The sequence below is a fragment of the Paenibacillus sp. CECT 9249 genome (assembly GCF_918697855.1).
In the GTDB taxonomy this organism is placed as follows: Bacteria; Bacillota; Bacilli; order Paenibacillales; family Paenibacillaceae; genus MSJ-34.
Genome location: NZ_CAKKLI010000002.1, coordinates 308,887 through 325,557 on the forward strand (window position 1 = coordinate 308,887; position 16,671 = coordinate 325,557).

Annotated in this window: 13 protein-coding genes and 1 riboswitch; of the genes, 8 read left to right on the forward strand and 5 right to left on the reverse strand. The window is 52.0% G+C overall.

From position 1 onward, the window contains the following. Nucleotides 1-688 precede the first annotated feature (688 nt). Together LQ229_RS03290 and LQ229_RS03295 are read right to left on the reverse strand one after the other, a co-directional pair. Nucleotides 689-1,795, reverse strand: a complete 1,107-nt coding sequence (locus LQ229_RS03290) for a VanZ family protein (RefSeq protein ID WP_230190952.1) — start codon at nt 1,793-1,795, stop codon at nt 689-691. Between the two features lie 94 nt (nt 1,796-1,889). Beyond that, nucleotides 1,890-3,011: a glycosyltransferase gene (locus LQ229_RS03295; RefSeq protein ID WP_230190953.1), complete on the reverse strand. Its 1,122-nt coding sequence runs from the start codon at nt 3,009-3,011 to the stop codon at nt 1,890-1,892. A gap of 377 nt (nt 3,012-3,388) precedes the next feature. On the opposite strand from LQ229_RS03295, the gene LQ229_RS03300 reads away from it, so the two are divergent. The 4 genes from LQ229_RS03300 to LQ229_RS03315 all read left to right on the forward strand — a co-directional run bounded on the left by LQ229_RS03300 (nt 3,389) and on the right by LQ229_RS03315 (nt 7,714). Further along, entirely contained in the window at nt 3,389-4,285 is an 897-nt protein-coding gene (locus LQ229_RS03300) for a TetR/AcrR family transcriptional regulator (protein WP_216537733.1), read from the forward strand. A gap of 216 nt (nt 4,286-4,501) precedes the next feature. After that, nucleotides 4,502-5,875, forward strand: a complete 1,374-nt coding sequence (locus tag LQ229_RS03305) for an ammonium transporter (RefSeq protein ID WP_216537734.1) — start codon at nt 4,502-4,504, stop codon at nt 5,873-5,875. Nucleotides 5,876-5,888: 13 nt separating this feature from the next. Next, nucleotides 5,889-6,980 carry a DUF294 nucleotidyltransferase-like domain-containing protein gene (locus LQ229_RS03310; protein ID WP_230190954.1) on the forward strand — a complete coding sequence of 364 codons (1,092 nt, stop codon included), beginning with the start codon at nt 5,889-5,891 and terminating at the stop codon, nt 6,978-6,980. Continuing rightward, nucleotides 6,977-7,714, forward strand: a complete 738-nt coding sequence (locus LQ229_RS03315; RefSeq protein WP_216537736.1) for an exonuclease domain-containing protein — start codon at nt 6,977-6,979, stop codon at nt 7,712-7,714. Before LQ229_RS03310 ends, LQ229_RS03315 begins: the two co-directional genes overlap by 4 nt. Before the next feature lie 46 nt (nt 7,715-7,760). Here LQ229_RS03315 and LQ229_RS03320 read toward each other — a convergent pair whose 3' ends face one another. Both LQ229_RS03320 and metE read right to left on the reverse strand, forming a co-directional pair. After that, nucleotides 7,761-7,940 (reverse strand): hypothetical protein, encoded by a 180-nt coding sequence (locus LQ229_RS03320; protein WP_216537737.1) that lies wholly within the window; start codon nt 7,938-7,940, stop codon nt 7,761-7,763. Nucleotides 7,941-7,976: 36 nt separating this feature from the next. Further along, the gene (gene metE / locus LQ229_RS03325) at nt 7,977-10,283 is read right to left on the reverse strand and encodes a 5-methyltetrahydropteroyltriglutamate--homocysteine S-methyltransferase (RefSeq protein ID WP_290370011.1); all 2,307 of its coding nucleotides are present in this window, start codon (nt 10,281-10,283) and stop codon (nt 7,977-7,979) included. Nucleotides 10,284-10,416: 133 nt separating this feature from the next. Next, a riboswitch (cobalamin riboswitch) is annotated at nt 10,417-10,606 on the reverse strand. 482 nt (nt 10,607-11,088) lie between these two features. On the opposite strand from metE, the gene LQ229_RS03330 reads away from it, so the two are divergent. Beyond that, nucleotides 11,089-12,078 carry an acryloyl-CoA reductase gene (locus tag LQ229_RS03330; RefSeq protein ID WP_230190955.1) on the forward strand — a complete coding sequence of 330 codons (990 nt, stop codon included), beginning with the start codon at nt 11,089-11,091 and terminating at the stop codon, nt 12,076-12,078. 753 nt (nt 12,079-12,831) lie between these two features. Here the strand turns inward: LQ229_RS03330 and LQ229_RS03335 are convergent. Beyond that, nucleotides 12,832-13,749, reverse strand: a complete 918-nt coding sequence (locus tag LQ229_RS03335) for a DMT family transporter (protein ID WP_230190956.1) — start codon at nt 13,747-13,749, stop codon at nt 12,832-12,834. A gap of 280 nt (nt 13,750-14,029) precedes the next feature. Between LQ229_RS03335 and LQ229_RS03340 the strand changes: the two genes are divergently transcribed. From LQ229_RS03340 to LQ229_RS03350, 3 genes are all read left to right on the forward strand, one after another. After that, entirely contained in the window at nt 14,030-14,653 is a 624-nt protein-coding gene (locus LQ229_RS03340) for a DUF3298 and DUF4163 domain-containing protein (RefSeq protein ID WP_230190957.1), read from the forward strand. A gap of 127 nt (nt 14,654-14,780) precedes the next feature. Continuing rightward, nucleotides 14,781-15,614, forward strand: a complete 834-nt coding sequence (locus LQ229_RS03345; RefSeq protein WP_230190958.1) for a patatin-like phospholipase family protein — start codon at nt 14,781-14,783, stop codon at nt 15,612-15,614. 86 nt (nt 15,615-15,700) lie between these two features. Then, a complete protein-coding gene (locus LQ229_RS03350) occupies nt 15,701-16,645 on the forward strand; it encodes an alpha/beta hydrolase (protein WP_230190959.1) in 945 nt (314 codons plus the stop codon). Nucleotides 16,646-16,671 lie beyond the last annotated feature (26 nt).

The following is a 16,671-nucleotide window of genomic DNA, read 5'->3' on the forward strand; positions in this document are numbered from 1 at the left end:
GCGTTGCAAACGGTTCATGCGTAAAGCTGCGTCTTCATGCGATTTGGCGGACCCAGAATCCGTTAAATTGGCTAAATGAGCGTTTTTTCAGTGATTGATGGACACACGTTCCGTTATTCGCCCCAGAACATGCCCAAAAAAGACGATTTGTCACAGATAACGGCTTCTCTGTCCTCCAACTTACCGAAAAGGGCGCGTTTTTTCCAAATAAGGGTTCCTCTGTCCGCGGTTGCGACATTAGCGTTGCAATCACCATCTTCCGGGATGTGTGCCACGAAAATATAACGGATTTCCAAGGTCTTATTTCTCAAAATCAAGTCGATTTTTTGAAGGTAACGGATTTTCGAACCGTTAACAAGGCGCGATTGGCCTGAGAATCCTCATTTTTGTGAAGTTTCGACAAAATAGAGCCCTCAAAATCCGCTAACTTCGCCAAAACAGCGTTATTGGGTAGAATAGGACCTCCAAAGTCCGTTCACTTTCGCTTATCCCTATCGGCAATCATCGGCTTGAAACGCAGTAATCCTTCTGTCCTCCGGCTTGCCGAAAAGGGCGCATTTTTGCCAAATAAGGGTTCCTCTGTCCGCATTCCGACATTAGCGTTGCAAGGTTGTGTTCACGAGACGGAAGCTCAGCGGATCGCCAAAAAGTCCCGCAACGACGCCTCTGCGTTTGCGGGACTCTCCCTCTATCGATCGCCGTCTGCCGCCGATTTCTGCTCGATAATATGGCCCGTTTTGCTTATTTTTTCGTAAAACAGCCTTTTATCTTTCCCGAAAAAGTGCAGCGCCGCATGAATCGCCGCGATGAAGAACAGAACAAACGACAATCCTGCAAACATCAAGGATACGATCGGGTTCCCCCGGTTGTAATCGAACCCGACGGCCAGCAAGTAGAAGATTCCGCCAACCCCGTAATACAAGATCCCGTATCGCACAGCCAGCTCGCCGATGCCGACGCGCGCGCTCCGGCCGACCAGACGGATGCGCAGCAGCCATTTGCCAAACGTCATCCCTTTCGTGACATACGGAAGGACGATAAAATACAACAAGACGGCCAGCACGATTCCGCCCGGATGATCGTAGAAATTCCACAACAAGTACGATCTAACGCCGGGAGAACGGCGATAGGCCGGATCCAACAGCCGCATCACGGCCGCAATGAGAAACCAATCGACCCCAAAGGCGATAAATCGGCGGATCAAACCGACTTTCATTGCGGATAAATCCACGTGCGCATCCAGCTTGTCCGAGCGGGGCATAAAAAAGGTAAACATCGGCGCGACCCAATATCCGACGGCGCCTCCGGCCGTATTCAACATGAGATCGTCGACGTCGAATATTCGGTAGGGGCACGGATATATTCCGTAAATTCCCGTCCGCTGCGTTACTTCGAAGAAGAGCGACACGCCAAACGTAATGAGGACGGTCGAGATCCATTGCCGGCGGAAATAATAGCGCAAATAGACGCCCAAAGGCAGCAGCAAAATAAAATTATACGCCGCTTGCAGAAAGGCCCGTTCCCTCAAAACGGATAAGTACGTGTCAGGCCTGGCCCATGAAACGTTCGTTTCCCGCAGAAAATCGCGGACGAACTCGAACGGAACCAGTTGCGCAAACGAAGCGTCCGGGCCGTAAGCCCGGCACGTATCGGACGTTTGCGGCAGCGGAAGCACGACAAGAAAAAACGCGGTCATTCCGTACAATAAAAGCGAATATAAAATAAATGATCTGATATAGTTCACATAACCGTATTTCCGGTATTGAAAAATCAAAAACGGGATTAACAACATCATTGCAACGATGGGAAAGAAAAGAAATGCCGTTCTTATCGGAATCAAATACGTTTCCAAGATGTCACCGCCTGATGGATTGAACGCCTGCCCGCGCTTAGTGCTGCAACGTCATCTTCGAGCGAATCGTATGCAATACGTCGGTCACAATGCATTCGGAAGCGCGATCCGATGCCAATTCGGCAAGCCGCTGCTTCATTCGCCGCATTTGTTCCGGATCGGACAGCAGCGCCGTCGCTTGCAACGTGAACCGTTCAAAATCGTTGGAGACGATGGCCGCTCCTTTCCCCGCCAAATATTTGGCATTCTCCCTTTCCTGGCCGGGGAACGGCTTGAAAATAAGCGGAGGCATATTCATTTGGATCGCTTCCGACAACGTGATTCCGCCCGCTTTCGTTACGGCGCAATCCGCGACCGCCATTAACTCATGCATATTTTCCACATAGCCCAGCAGCTTTATCCGCGGTTCTCCTTGAAGAGAAGCCGTCAAATTGGTTTTCAGCCGTTCGTTTTTCCCGCAAACGACAACGACTTGATTGCCCGGGATCGCTGCCAGCTTCCGTACGATCCGTTCCGTGAACTGCATGACGCCGTAAGCCCCGGCCAGAACAAGCGTCGTACGCATATTCGGATTCAAATCGTATTTTCGTCTAATTTCTTCTATATTTTGCGTTTCGTAAAAAGAATGCCGGATCGGAATCCCGCTCGTCTTCACTTGATCGGCCGGTATGCCCTGCTCGATCATCTTGTCGCGCAATTCGTCCGTCGCAACGTAAAACTTATCGTTCTTGGACAAAATCCAGCGGTTATGCAAAGCGAAATCGGTTAGAACGGTAAATGTCGGCACGACCGCGCCGACATAACGGCAAATTTCCGATACGTCCAAATGCGGGAACGTGCTAATAATGGCGTCGGGACGTTCCGTCGAGATCAATTCCTTCAATTTCCTCGCCCCGAGCGAAAAAACGGGCTTAATCAAACGATTTTCCGACGTCATATTTCTTGTCGCATAATAACTCCAACCGTAATAATCCAGTCCCGTCGTTGACAGCATGCTGCTCTTCAAGTATACGTACTTGATGGCTGAATTTAAGAAAGGGTGGGCTTCGGCAAGCAAATCCAACACCTGCACCGAGCGGACGCCTTGTCGCACGAATTGTTGCCGCAACGCGCCCGCGGCTTGATTGTGCCCTTCTCCGTAACTCGCCGTTAAAATCATAATTTTACACTTTCCATATAGGTCAGTGTCCATAAATCAGTGACCCCCCCTTAGAATGAAACAAAGGAACGCGCTTAAAGCAGCAATATCCTTACAAAAATATTCTAAAACGGATGGTACTGCAATACAAGTTGTTACGGTAAAGAACGGCTGGTAATTTTATGCCTTTTACCGCTTCCGGGCGTTTGGCGGTTTATTGTTGCGATCGGTTATAGTGTGGGGAATCGGCAATACGGTTATTCACAAAGCGGAGCGCTTGGCTAAAATCCCCGTAAATCCGGCAAAAAATCTTTTCTTATAGGGCGGTTTGTTATATAATCTTTGTCAACCAATTCGGACAGTGTATCGACAAATCGTTGAAAGGCGGGTGAATGCGTTTGAGCGATAAAATAACGGATCAGAAAAAACAAATTTTGACGACGGCCGCGAAACTGTTTTCGACAAAAGGCTTTCATCTCACTTCCATGCAGGAAATCGCGGAAATAACCGGAATATCCAAGGGCAGCATGTATTTGCACTTCCGGTCGAAAGATGAGCTGCTTCTCAGCATCTTCAAGTTTTATTTTCAACAAATCAAAGAACGCATCCTTCTGATCGAACGGGACGCCCACATTAGCGCAAAAGATAAATTTATCGCGCAATTGGAAGCGATGCTTCATCAATTTATCGATTTCCACGACTTCTACGCGATGCAGGATCAAGACAAATCCCATATCGCCAACAAAGCGGTTCATGCTTACATGCGCGAAATCAAATTCGAGACGCTGGAATGGGCGGAGAAAACGTTGTGCGCCGTATACGGGGAAGAATTGAAACCGTACGCAACCGATTGCGCCCTCCTCTTAAACGGTTTGATGATGCCTTATCTGCGGCTTATCTATAAGGAACAAATCCCTCTCGATCTAACCAAGACAGCCCGGTTCATCGTGCGGCAAATGGATTACATCGTGGTCGGATTGCTGCGGGAGACGCCGGCTCCGCTTGTCTCGACCAACGTATGGAACGCTTATCAACAATATTTGCAAAAAACGGATAAACCCCATCCGCTCGTCATCGTCAAGTATATGAAAGACAATTTGGAAAGTTTGCCGCTTGAGCTGGAGCAATTTGAATTAGCGTATCAAACGCTGCATATTCTGGAACAAGAACTAATGGAGCTTAAACCGCGCAAAGCGATATTGCGGGGCATGCTCGGCAATTTAAAGGAATTGAAGCAGTTAGAGCCTCTCACGAACAAGTTGAACGATTCGATCTATGCGCATCATATGGAATGACGGCTGCATCGCATGTTGATGCGGCCGGTTTTTTTCCCCGCACTTCTCAGTCCCTCCCGCTCTCTTTTCATCTACTATAGAGGTTTGACCCCATCTTGTTACGTCATAATTTTGTCAAATTATCTAACATTTTAAGTGAAATTCGTTTTAATCACCTTTATAATCTCTCTAAATTATAAATTTAATGTTAGATTGTCTGACAGGGAGATGAAGAGAATGAAAAAACGATTTTTAGCAAAACATGCACTCGCCGTCGGAACGGCTCTCGGTTTCATCGGGTTGTTTCCAATTGGTTCGGGACGCGCGTCCGCGGCGGAAGAAACGAGCGTGCAAGCGGTCAGCATCGGGCTGGATGCCCTTTGGGTCATGATATCGGCGATTCTGGTCCTTTTTATGCAAGGGGGATTCATTCTTCTTGAATCGGGCTCGACGCGGATGAAGAACGCGGGCCATGTAGCAGGGAAAACGATTTTCACGGTTGGGCTTTGCAGCTTGATATACTGGGCCGTCGGTTACGGCTTGATCTTCGGAGAAAGCGGCAACCTCTTCATCGGTTGGGGAGACTTCTTCTTCAACTCGCAAGCGGCGGACGGACTTCCGCCAACCGTTTTCTTTACGTTCCAACTGGCCTTCGCGGCCATCTCCCTGTCGATCGCATGGGGCGGATTTGCCGAGCGGGCGAAGCTTTCCGTGTATCTCATCTTTACCGTATTGTTCACAGCTATCGTCTACCCGGTTATTGCGCATTGGATCTGGGGCGGGGGCTGGCTTGCGGAACACGGCAAACAAGATTTCGCCGGTTCGACAGTCGTCCATTTGACGGGAGCGATGGCCGCGCTCGCAGGCACGATTTTATTAAGGCCTCGTATCGGAAAATTCAACAAAGACGGTTCGCCCAATGAGATCAAAGGGCATAACCAAGTATATACGACTTTGGGCGTTCTCATTCTGTGGGTCGGCTGGTTCGGGTTTAATGCGGGAAGCACACTCTCCGTCGGCGACGGATTCTTCGGATTCGTGGCAATGAACACCCAGCTTGCAACCGGCGCCGGCGCCGTTGCCGCACTCGCCGTCAGTTGGATGTGGAACGGGAAAGCGGATATCCCCACACTGTTAAACGGTACTTTGGCCGGATTGGTCGCGATCACCGCGTCTTGCGCGTTTGTCGATCCTTGGGCGGCGATCGTGATCGGCCTTATCGCAGGCGCGATCGTCTTCTTCAGCGCCAAAATGTTCGAGAAATGGAGAATCGACGATCCGATCTTCGCTTTATCCGTCCACGGGATGGCAGGAATTTGGGGGACGCTGGCCAACGGTATTTTCGCAACGAGCGAATTGGCGGAAAAGGTCGGCGTCGGCAAAGGCGGCTTGATCGCGACGGGAAGCTTCGACCAACTATGGGTGCAAATATACGGCGTCATTGCCGCCGGCGGTTTTGCGTTTGCCGTTTCGTTCCTTATTTTATTCGCAATCAAGAACATATCCGGCCTTCGCGTTCATGAGGAACAAGAAATTGTCGGCCTCGATTTGAGCGAGCACGGCGAATACGGATACCCGGAACAGATGAAACATGCTCAGCAAAACATGTAGCAGGAGGGGTGTCATGCCATTGCCGCCGCTACAACTTCTTAACCCAATTATCGATGCGGCTCCCGATCTTGAGCAGCTTAGCCAGTTAAGAAAATCGCTAACGGCCATGCTTACGGTAAGCGTCAATCGCAACGGGCCGGAAGGTTATGCATTTCATGCGCAATGGAACGAAATTCAAGATCGTCTCATCAGCCGGGCGGTTCGGCTCGCCGAGACGGAGTTGGAGCTTCAAGGACGAATTGCTCCATGCGCTTATACGTTTGTTCTGTTCGGAAGCGGCGGACGCGGGGAACAATGCTATGCGAGCGATCAAGATAACGGCATCCTGTACGACGATCCGCAGCCGGGCCGGGAGGAGGAAGCCGCCGACTACTTCCGGAGGTTAGGGACGGAAATCCAGTTTGCATTGCAATCGATCGGTTACCCGCCATGCCCCGGCCATGTCGTCTGCGGCAATCGGGAATGGAGCTTACCGATATCGGAGTTGCTTCATAAATGGCAGGTTTGGTTCGCGAATCCCGCTTGGGAACATGTGCGCTACTTGTTGATTTGCGCGGATATGCGCCCGATAGCGGGACATACGGAATTGGCCGGCAAGGCAATGCGGCGTTTTCACGACACGCTGAAAGATCATAAGCCGGTTATCGCCGCCATGCTTCGCAATTCGATGCGGCACCAGCCGGTTCTCGGCCTGTTCGGCAATCTCGTCAAAGTTCCTTACGGCGAGAATGCGGGCGGAATCGAAATCAAATACGCCATTTATATTCCGTTTATTAACGGCATCCGCTTTCTAAGCATGATGCACGGAATGGCCGCCGCATCGACGATGGAACGAATCGGCCTATTGCATCAAGCCGGCGTATTCGCCGGGCATGAGGCCGAGAAGCTCCGGGAAATCTTCGCCGTTTGCCTGCATTTAAGAAACATGACGTCAAAGGCGCACACGCCGGAAGGCTGCTGGCAATCGAGCGGCATTATCGCCGCCGACCGTCTGTCCAAGGAAGTGCGGCATCACATCAGAACATGCGTGCATGAAGCGAAATGGCTGCAGCAGCGCGTTCTTGCCGAGTATAAAAGTCGGGAAAAAGGAGCCGGATCGACATGAGGACGTGGGGATCGGCCTCGGAAATATGGAAGCTGTACCGCAAAGGCGGGCTAACCCCGGCCTTCGCCTCGATCTTCGATCTGGAAAGCGCGCAGCAGATTGCATATATCCGGTCGCTTATGAAAGACCAGGCGCGGTACAATATGGATCATGTATCTCTTTCGGAACTGCAGGCCGTCGTTTTCGATCTGGAGACGACGGGCTTTGCGCCGCAGCAAGGCGACGAGATTATTTCGATCGGTGCAGTGGCGCTATACGGCGATAGGTGCGCCGAGAACGAGCTATTTTACAGTTTGGTGAATCCGAATCGAGTCATTCCTCCGCATGTCGAGCAATTGACATCGATAACGAACGAGTTGGCAAGTCAAGCGCCCGGCCTGATCGAAGCGCTCGGCAAATTTCTCGATTTCGTGCGAAACCGGGTGCTCATCGCGCACGGCAGCGGCCACGACAAACGTTTTATTAACGCCGCCCTATGGAAGACGTCCCGGGTCATGTCGCAGCATCGGGTGCTCGACACGATGATCGTTGCCTCCAAACTGTATCCCGAACGCCAAGGCTCGACGTTGGACGATTGGCTTCATTATTACGGATTGGACAACGCCGGGCGTCATCACTCTCTGCAAGATTCGCTCATGACGGCCAAGTTATGGCTCGCGTTGATGGACGATGTCCGCAGCCGTCAAGACGTGAAGACGCTAGGCGAACTGTACGCTTTTCTGGGACAAGAATAAAATGAAGGGACTCGCCTAAGCGGGTCCCTTCGCTTTACTCGCAGCTTTATTTTCCGTTCAACAATCGGTCGTATGCATGATGCCATCTTGCTTCGGTTTCTTCTTCCGTTAAAGCTAAATAGTCGAATAAGGTCATCAATCCGTCCCGCTTCATATTGCCCAGCACAAACGCCATCGATTTCTCGTCATGAACATGTTGCAAAAAATGAACGATTTCCGGTCTCATTGGTTGCCCCTCCCCGACATTCTCTTATATGGAATGTTAAGCGTATTGTTCCAGCCTGGATCTGATCTCGGCCGTAGCTTCGACCATCACTTTCAACGAAGCGACCGTTTCCTCGATCCCTCTCGTCTTCAATCCGCAATCGGGGTTAATCCAGAACAGGCCGGCAGGAAGAACCCGAAGCGCCCGCTCGATCATCCTCACCATCTCTTCCTTCGCCGGAACCCGCGGACTATGGATGTCGTATACCCCGAGACCGATTCCTTTGTCATAGACATTCGTCTCGAAGGAAGCGACCAATTCGCCGTGGCTGCGGGACGTTTCAATAGAGATGACATCGGCGTCGAGCGCTTTGATCGCGTCGATAATGTCGTGGAACTCGCAGTAGCACATATGCGTATGAATTTGCGTCGTATCCTTCACATTAGAGGTTGCGAGCCGGAACGACTCCACCGCCCAGGTCAAGTATTCGTCCCAATGCTCTTTCTTAAGCGGCAATCCTTCGCGCAGCGCCGGTTCGTCCACCTGGATCATCTCGATGCCCGCCTGTTCGAGCGCCTTGATTTCCTTGCCCAAGGCGAGCGCGATCTGATAAGCGACCTCGCGGTTCGATATATCGTCGCGGACGAAAGACCATTGCAATATCGTCACAGGTCCGGTCAGCATCCCTTTCACCGGCTTGTTCGTCAAGGATTGGGCGAACAGCGTTTCGCCTACCGTCATCGGCCGTACGAAGCGCACATCCCCGAATATAATAGGCGGCTTGACGCAGCGGGAACCGTAAGATTGGACCCATCCGTTCTGCGTAAAAGCGAATCCCGCAAGCTTCTCCCCGAAAAATTCGACCATATCCGTCCGCTCGAATTCCCCATGCACGAGAACGTCCAGGCCGATCTCCTCCTGCAGGCGAATCCACTCCCGAATTTGCTCTTTCATGAAAAGATCGTATTGCTCGGCGGACCATTCTCCCTTTCTCCACAATTGCCGCGCCCGGCGAATTTCCTTCGTCTGCGGGAAACTTCCGATCGTCGTCGTCGGCAATGGCGGAAGCTGCCATTTGTCCCGTTGAATCGCTTCGCGCTCGTGGAACGGCAAGTGCCGGCTGCTTGGCTGCTCGGCGAGCCGAGCGGTGAGGTCTTGGCGCTCCTTGCGCCAAGGCGATTGAGCCAAGCGATCGAGCGCAGCCCGGCTGCTCTGCAACGCGGCCGTTACGCTTTCGGCGCCTTCGTTGACGGCTTGCTTCAACACGGACAATTCGTCCAGCTTCTCGTCCGCAAAAGCCAACGCATCCCGCAACGTCTCATCCAACCGCTCCTCCTGCCGAACGCTGACCGGAACGTGCAGCAAGCTGCAAGAAGGTTGGACAATGAGCCTGCCATAAGGAACGATGGCGGCAATCGTCTGCAGCAACGCCAATTTGTCTTGCAGATCCGATCGCCATATATTTCTGCCGTTGATTACTCCGGCGCCGAGCACTTTATCCGCAGGGAAGCCGAATTCTTGCAAGGACTTCAGATTCTCCTCCCCGCCATGCACGAAATCGAGCCCGATGCCGCAAACCGGCAAACGGATCAACTCGCTGTACAAGTCAACCGCGTCGAAATACGTCTGCAGCATGACGTTCAAGCCTGGCGCTGCTTGCGCAAGCCGTTCGTACAGGCCGGCAACAAGCTTCATCTCCGCGCGGGATACCGAAGTCGCCAAAGAAGGCTCGTCGATCTGCACCCATTGCGCTCCCGCCTGCTCCAATTGCTGCAGCAACACGGCATATACGGGGATGAACCGGTTCAGAACGCTTTCGAAGTCGGATGCCGCATACCCTTTGGAAAGCTTCACAAACGTATAGGGACCGATCAAGACCGGCTTCCCTTCGATTTGCAGCTCACGCTTCGCCTCCAGATAAGCCTGAAGCGGGCGGTTCACCGTCAAGACCGGATCGTCTTCGCCGATTTCAGGCACAATGTAATGGTAGTTCGTATTGAACCATTTGGTCATTTCGCAAGCTGGCGCCTGTTTGCTGCCTCTAGCCATGGCGAAATAAGTCGCAAACGACACTTCTCCCCCTTCGTATTCAAACCGTTCGGGAACGAGTCCGAACATCGCGGCCGTATCGAGCATGTGGTCGTAAAGTGTAAAGTCTCCGACCGGAATCAGTTCGATCCCCTTCTCTTTCTGTTTGGCCAAATGCGCGAGCCGGATCGTCTTTAATTCTTGCGTCAGTTGATCTTCGTCGATTTGATTCGACCAAAACCGCTCCAGCGCCTTTTTCCATTCCCTGTTCGCCCCGATTCGCGGATAGCCGAGATTGCTGTTTCTTACGTTTTTTACCGATTCCGTCATGTTCATCTTTCCTCCGTCTCCTTGTTTTCCAATCCCAAATAAAAAAGGGTGTTTTTACCAATGGAAATGAACATAGGCAAAAACACCCCAGTTTGCGCAACTGACGTCGTTAACACCTCCCTATCTCCCGTAGGTACAAAACAGTGCTGTCAGAACAGGCAGGTCTCCTGGCTCCAGTCTCATCGTCATTGCTGCCTTCCCGGACGAATCCAGTGGCTTCCTGGCAATGACTCCTCTGTTACAGTGGCGGGACCGCGTCGGCATTGCACCGAACTTCCCTTTTAAGCCTTGAAATCGCGCTTCAAGGCACCTATCCCCACAATATATTGTTGTGTATGACGACTATATATCAATATATAGGATGTGTCAAGAGCAATTCGTATGCTTTAGGAGTGTTGCGGCGTTCTTGCCTTTCGGGGGACCTTCGCACCGCGCGCAGCTCCCGGCGCGCGGTGTTTGGCTGCATGTCGACGGTCGGTCGGCCACATGCGGCCTTCCGAATTGTAACGGATGCTGCGGACGTTATTTTATGTTTTTTAACGCATTTTCATTTCTAACGGAAGCCAGTGCGCTTATTCCACTAAAATCGGGCGAAAAAGAGGTCCGTGGCGCAAAATAAGGTCCATGAGTTCCGTTACATTTTGCAAGCCGCCCATTTCCATGAAATAAGGGCCGCTGGTTCCGTTAGCTTTTCACTGTGAATGAAATCATTTGGGAAACGGCAAGATTCGGTCTATAATAGCATTAAGTTGCAAACGAATCGGTCGGCGGGTTGATCCCGCCCTATCCCACTTGGAAAGGATGATAAATGATGAATCAATTTCGCGCGTTCGTCGTGCATCAAGCGGAGGACGGCTTACATGCGGCAGTCGCGGAGCGGTCGGTGAATGATTTGCCGCAAGGCGAAGTAACGATACGGGTTGCCTATTCGAGCGTCAACTACAAAGACGGGCTCGCCGCCAGCCCGCGAGGCAATGTCGCCAAGCATTATCCGCTCGTACCCGGCATCGATCTGGCCGGAACCGTGTTGCATTCGAGCGATCCGCGCTATGCTGCCGGGGACGAAGTGCTCGCAACCGGGTACGGCCTTGGCGTGTCGCATGACGGAGGTTTCAGCGAAGTGGCGCGGGTTCCCGCGGATTGGATCGTGCCCCTTCCGCAAGGGCTAAGCATGAAAGAAGCGATGGCGTACGGAACGGCCGGCTTTACCGCGGCGCTGTCCATTCAGCGGCTGGAGGAGAACGGCCTGACGCCCGACGGAGGTCCGGTATTAGTTACCGGCGCGACGGGAGGCGTCGGGAGCATGGCGGTGGCGATGCTCGCCAAATCGGGTTACGAGGTCGCCGCCAGCACGGGCAAGGCGTCCGAACATCAATATTTGCGCAAGCTGGGCGCGCAAGAAATTATAGACCGCAGCGATCTTGTCCCCGAGAAGATCCGCGCGTTGGACGCGCAGCGATGGGCCGGGGCGGTCGATCCGGTCGGGGGACGAGGCCTTGCTTATATACTCAGTACGGTTAAGTACGGCGGGTCGGTCGCCGTTAGCGGGCTAACGGGCGGAACCGAATGGAACGCAACCGTCTTTCCGTTTATTCTGCGCGGCGTGAATTTGCTCGGCATCGACTCCGTCTATTGTCCGATGGAGAAGCGGTTGAACCTATGGGAGCGCATGGCTGGCGAGTTGAAGCCGGATCATCTGCTGTCCGATATCGGCCGGGAAACGTCGTTGGACGAATTGCCGGCTATACTGAACGATATCTTGCAAGGGAAGGTCCGGGGCCGGACGATCGTCAAGCTGTAGCTGGGTTTTGTTGCACTTGCTCTTTACGGGTATAGGCAGCAGGTAGAACAATGGCGGGTTTCGCTAAAAAACGATGCCTCTTGCGGTGTTAACTCATTTTGAGGCGCTAGCGTTTCATCGAGACATTGCTATGCGAACCGTACGGCCCTTATTTGGCGTCAAAATTGCATATTCGCTGTTTAGGCGGACATTGGCTCCGTTATTCCTTCGCCGGAGGGCTTATTTTTACGCTTTTGCTGCAAATAAAGGATTGCATGTCAGCAAACTGTCCCAAATAGGGCTGTTTGTCACAATTAGCGTCTCCTGTGTCCGCGAAGTTGGGAGTGGAACGGTTGAATGATGGTGCTGGGCCGTAACTCTTGTTCCTATCGTTACCATGGGAGATTCAACGACCTGGCCCTTTCGTATGATTGATTTTTTTCCTTTTGTCGATATCCCCTTCGTTCAGAGAGCCGGTTCGCAAACATGTCTGAGCGGTCAAATCCTCCCCTCCGCTTGTCCCGGGCACGTCGACCTAGATGACGATTGTTTCTTTATCATCTTCATAACAAAAGGCAGCCTTCCGTTCTGAGCGAGGGGGATTTTGACAGAAGGTAAATCGTTCTGAGCGATAGGGATTTTGACAAAAGGTAAATCGCTCTGAGTGAAGGGGATTGCCACAGAGCAAGCCGTTTCTGAGTAAGGGGGATTTCCACAAAGGGCGAAAAAATAACGGATCGAAAAAACCTTCGAAATCCGTTATTTTTTGGCTCATCATCCCGCCTGAGTCATCTGCGGAGCGGACGGTTTCGGCCGCTTCGGCTTGCGTAAAGCATAATATTGCGGCAGTGCGATGCCCACGATAATGATCGCGATTCCGATCCAGCGCAGGGCGGTAACTTCCTCTCTCAATACGAGCGAAGCGGCAACGGCTGCCGCCGGAAGCTCTGCCGCGCCGAGAATCGTGCCTAGGCCTGAGCCGACTTTGGGCACACCGATCGCGAAGAAGATGACCGGGATAATAATGCCCAGCAGTGCGAGCGGAATGGCGTATTTCCATAAGCCGTTCGCGATCGCGCCGTTCGTTAGGAACGATGGCGAGAATACGATTATAATCATGACGATCGCTCCTGACACCATGAACAGGCTTTTGGACAAAACAGGCACATCCGTGCCGACTCTGCCGCTTGCAAAAATATAAAAGGCGAAGGAAACGGCGGCCAGCAAGCCGAATACGGTACCCTTGGCGGTTAACGTTCCGCCGCCCGGTTCGAGAATTCCGCTGGCGAATACGGTACCCGCCAGCAGCACGGCAACGGACAGCAGTTTCGTCATCCCCGGGAACTTGCGATCGGCGATCGCCTCCAGGATGATGCCGATCCACGTAAATTGAAACAGCAACACGACCGCGATCGATGCCGGAAGCTCTTCCACCGCCACGCCGTAAAATACCGATGTCGTGCTGAGGCTTAACCCTGTCGCCATTAACAGCAACGCTTGGCGCGCCTTCACTTTGCGCCGGGAAAACAGCAGAACGAGAATCAACAGCATCAATAAGCCGAAGAAAAATTGGCCTCCAAGCAATTCGTTCACGGTAAATCCGTCGGCGAATCCTACCTTCATTATCGTCGAGAGCGTTCCGTAACTGCAGGCGCCCAAGAAAACAAGCAATGAGTACTTCAACATTTTCATCTCTAAAGACCCCCTAACATATGAAAAACCCCTTGTCCGAAGACAAGGGGCGAATGAAACCAAAGCAATACGTTAATTCGGCTTTGTAAAGTTCCGCCACTCCTTCCCGTTAACGGGAATGGAGTTTGATGTACAACAACGATATCCATTTACACTTTCTTTATCATAGTATACAACGCGAAAAACTGTCAATCGCTAAAAATTCCCCACTTCGGTACAAGGCAACAACCGACATTCGTTTGAATAGGCTAAAGCAACAAAACCAGTGGGCGGTGATCCGATGAACGAAAATCAAACATTGCCGGCGACGATCGTCACATACCGGTTGAAAAGGCCAAAACTGGACGTTCTGTATCCGGCCGTCTCCGGCTTGCGCAATCCGGCCGCGCAACAAAAGATAAATGCGGAAATCGCGAGAACGGTGCATGAATTGAATCGGCAGCAAGGATATCCGCAAAATCCGTTGACCGAAATAACCGGCACGTATGAAATCAAGACGAATGAGCGAGGCGTTCTAAGCTTATCCCTGTATAACTATGCCTATTCCGGAGGAGCTCACGGAAACACGATTAATCGGTCCCTGACCTTCGACACGAATACAGGTCGGCTCTATCGCTTGCAGGATTTATTTAAACCGGGAGCCGATTACGTCAAGATTCTCTCCGACATCGTGGCCGTGCAGATTCAAGCACGCAAATTGCCGACGCTGGAACCTTTCACCTCCATTCGGCCCGATCAAGATTTCTATATCGCCGATAAATCGCTGGTCATTTATTTTCAATTGTATGAATTGTTGCCTTATGTATACGGTTTTCCGTATTTTCCGATTTCGGTGTATTCCATTGAGCCGATCGTAAACGAAGAAGGTCCGCTTGGCAAAATGCTGTCTTCTATCCCGCTATAGTTGCCGTTACCGCTCATGAATTACCATAACGCAACGAGGATAAAAACATAATCCGTTTATAAAAATAACATCATCCGGGCGATTACGCCCGATTGCGGCAAACGAACCCATCCTCGGAGGTGATTCCATGCGAACCGGATTGGCTTTGGCAGGCGGAGGCGTACCCGGAACAACCGCGCTCGGAGTCATTCAAGCTTTGGAAGAAGCGGACATCAAGATAACTCATGTCGCGGGGACGAGTTCCGGCTCCATTGTAGCCGCCTTATATGCGTACGGAATGGCGACCGATAAGCTGCTCGCAGTTGTCCCGCGGTTGAACAGGCGTTATTTGGACATTGATTGGAGATCGATTTTTCTGAAGCTTGTGCTGTACCGGCCTTATCTCGACGGATGGCTGAAGGGTAAAAGATTATTCGATTTAGTGGCGGAACTGACGGAAAGTTCTTTTTTGTCCGAGATGAAAATTCCTTGCGGCATTATTGCAACCGATCTGAGCAGCGGCCGGCCGATTATTTTCGCGAAACAACCGATTGACGGATATACGACGGAATCGGAGATCAGCATCGCCGAAGCGGTGCGCGCAAGCATTTCCATTCCCGTTCTTTTTCAACCGATGCGATGGAAAGACTACGTACTGGTCGACGGGGGCGTTACGATGAACTGTCCCGTTCAAGTCGTGCGCGCAATGGGAGCCGAGCGGGTCATCTCCGTGGATCCGGTTACCCCGTTCGTCAAGCAGAAAAACCCGCTAACTTCCGCCTTATCGATCTTTAATTATGCGATCAACTTGAATTTGCAATATCAAATGCAGCAAGAACATTCGTATGCCGATCTAACGCTGTTTCCGATGGTCGGCCCGGTCAGTTCGTTCGATTTCCGCAAAGTGCAGCAATGTATTACGGCAGGCTACCGGCATGCTAAAGAAAAGCTGGACGAGATCAAAAACGTATTGTCCCAATAGAAGCCGCGTCGCTTCGCGCATCTTTCCATCGATTCGCCTTCGTCATATAATGGAGAAAACAGGTATGGCGCAAGGAGGGGAATGCGATGCAAGAAGGACAATTCATCATGACAGACCCGCAGCAGGTTAACATTCACGTGTATCGTTGGCTTCCCGACAACGGAACGCCGCCGAAGGGCATCGTGCAAATTGCGCATGGCATGACGGAAAAAGCCTGCCGCTATAAGCGCTTTGCCCAGGCTTTGACGCAAGAAGGATATATCGTGTACGCCAACGACCATCGCGGACACGGCAAAACGGCAGGCCATCCGGACGAATTGGGTTACGTCGGCAAGGACGGATTCGAATGGATGGTCAAAAATATGGCCCAGCTTAACGAGCATATTCGCCGGGAGCACCCGGGTTTGCCTCTCTTCTTGTTCACTCATAGCATGGGCTCTTTTCTGGGACAGAAATATATGTATACATATCCGGACAGCATCGACGGCATCATTCTATCCGGCAGCGACGGGAAACGGGGCATCGAGCTTTCCTTCGGCATTTGGGCCGCAGGCTTGCTGACGCGGGTCCGCGGCGACCGGCATCGCAGCCGATGGATCGATTCAATGGCTTTCGGCAGCTTCAACCGCAAATTCAAGCCGAGCCGAACCCCGCTCGATTGGCTGAGCAGAGACGAGGCGGAGGTCGACCGTTATATCGCCGACCCCGAATGCGGCATGGTATGCACGATCGGCTTTTATTACGATTTTTTCAGGCTCTTGCAAGAAATTCATCTCCCGGATCGGATGAGCCGGATTCCCAGGGATTTGCCGATTTTCGTCATTTCCGGCGAAGACGATCCGGTCGGTCATCACGGCAAAGGCATTATGCAGTTGCTTGCGATGTATCGGGATTTGCAATTGACGGAAGTTCAATCGAAGCTGTATCCCGGCGCACGGCACGAACTGCTGAACGAAACGATTCGCGACGAGGTGACGGGCGACATTATCCAATGGCTGAATCAGCGGTTGGAATATTCGTCGTCATCGTAACAATGCATGACAATAACGCCGCTGCG

What these genes read in the sequence shown, in the direction of transcription:
- metE (WP_290370011.1), bottom strand. Translation starts at nt 10,283, where the DNA reads ATGAACATGACGGAATCGGTAAAAAACGTAAGAAACAGCAATCTCGGC.
- LQ229_RS03290 (WP_230190952.1), bottom strand. Translation starts at nt 1,795, where the DNA reads ATGATGTTGTTAATCCCGTTTTTGATTTTTCAATACCGGAAATACGGT.
- LQ229_RS03350 (WP_230190959.1), top strand. Translation starts at nt 15,701, where the DNA reads ATGCAAGAAGGACAATTCATCATGACAGACCCGCAGCAGGTTAACATT.
- LQ229_RS03295 (WP_230190953.1), bottom strand. Translation starts at nt 3,011, where the DNA reads ATGATTTTAACGGCGAGTTACGGAGAAGGGCACAATCAAGCCGCGGGC.
- LQ229_RS03320 (WP_216537737.1), bottom strand. Translation starts at nt 7,940, where the DNA reads ATGAGACCGGAAATCGTTCATTTTTTGCAACATGTTCATGACGAGAAA.
- LQ229_RS03315 (WP_216537736.1), top strand. Translation starts at nt 6,977, where the DNA reads ATGAGGACGTGGGGATCGGCCTCGGAAATATGGAAGCTGTACCGCAAA.
- LQ229_RS03330 (WP_230190955.1), top strand. Translation starts at nt 11,089, where the DNA reads ATGAATCAATTTCGCGCGTTCGTCGTGCATCAAGCGGAGGACGGCTTA.
- LQ229_RS03345 (WP_230190958.1), top strand. Translation starts at nt 14,781, where the DNA reads ATGCGAACCGGATTGGCTTTGGCAGGCGGAGGCGTACCCGGAACAACC.
- LQ229_RS03335 (WP_230190956.1), bottom strand. Translation starts at nt 13,749, where the DNA reads ATGAAAATGTTGAAGTACTCATTGCTTGTTTTCTTGGGCGCCTGCAGT.
- LQ229_RS03340 (WP_230190957.1), top strand. Translation starts at nt 14,030, where the DNA reads ATGAACGAAAATCAAACATTGCCGGCGACGATCGTCACATACCGGTTG.
- LQ229_RS03305 (WP_216537734.1), top strand. Translation starts at nt 4,502, where the DNA reads ATGAAAAAACGATTTTTAGCAAAACATGCACTCGCCGTCGGAACGGCT.
- LQ229_RS03310 (WP_230190954.1), top strand. Translation starts at nt 5,889, where the DNA reads ATGCCATTGCCGCCGCTACAACTTCTTAACCCAATTATCGATGCGGCT.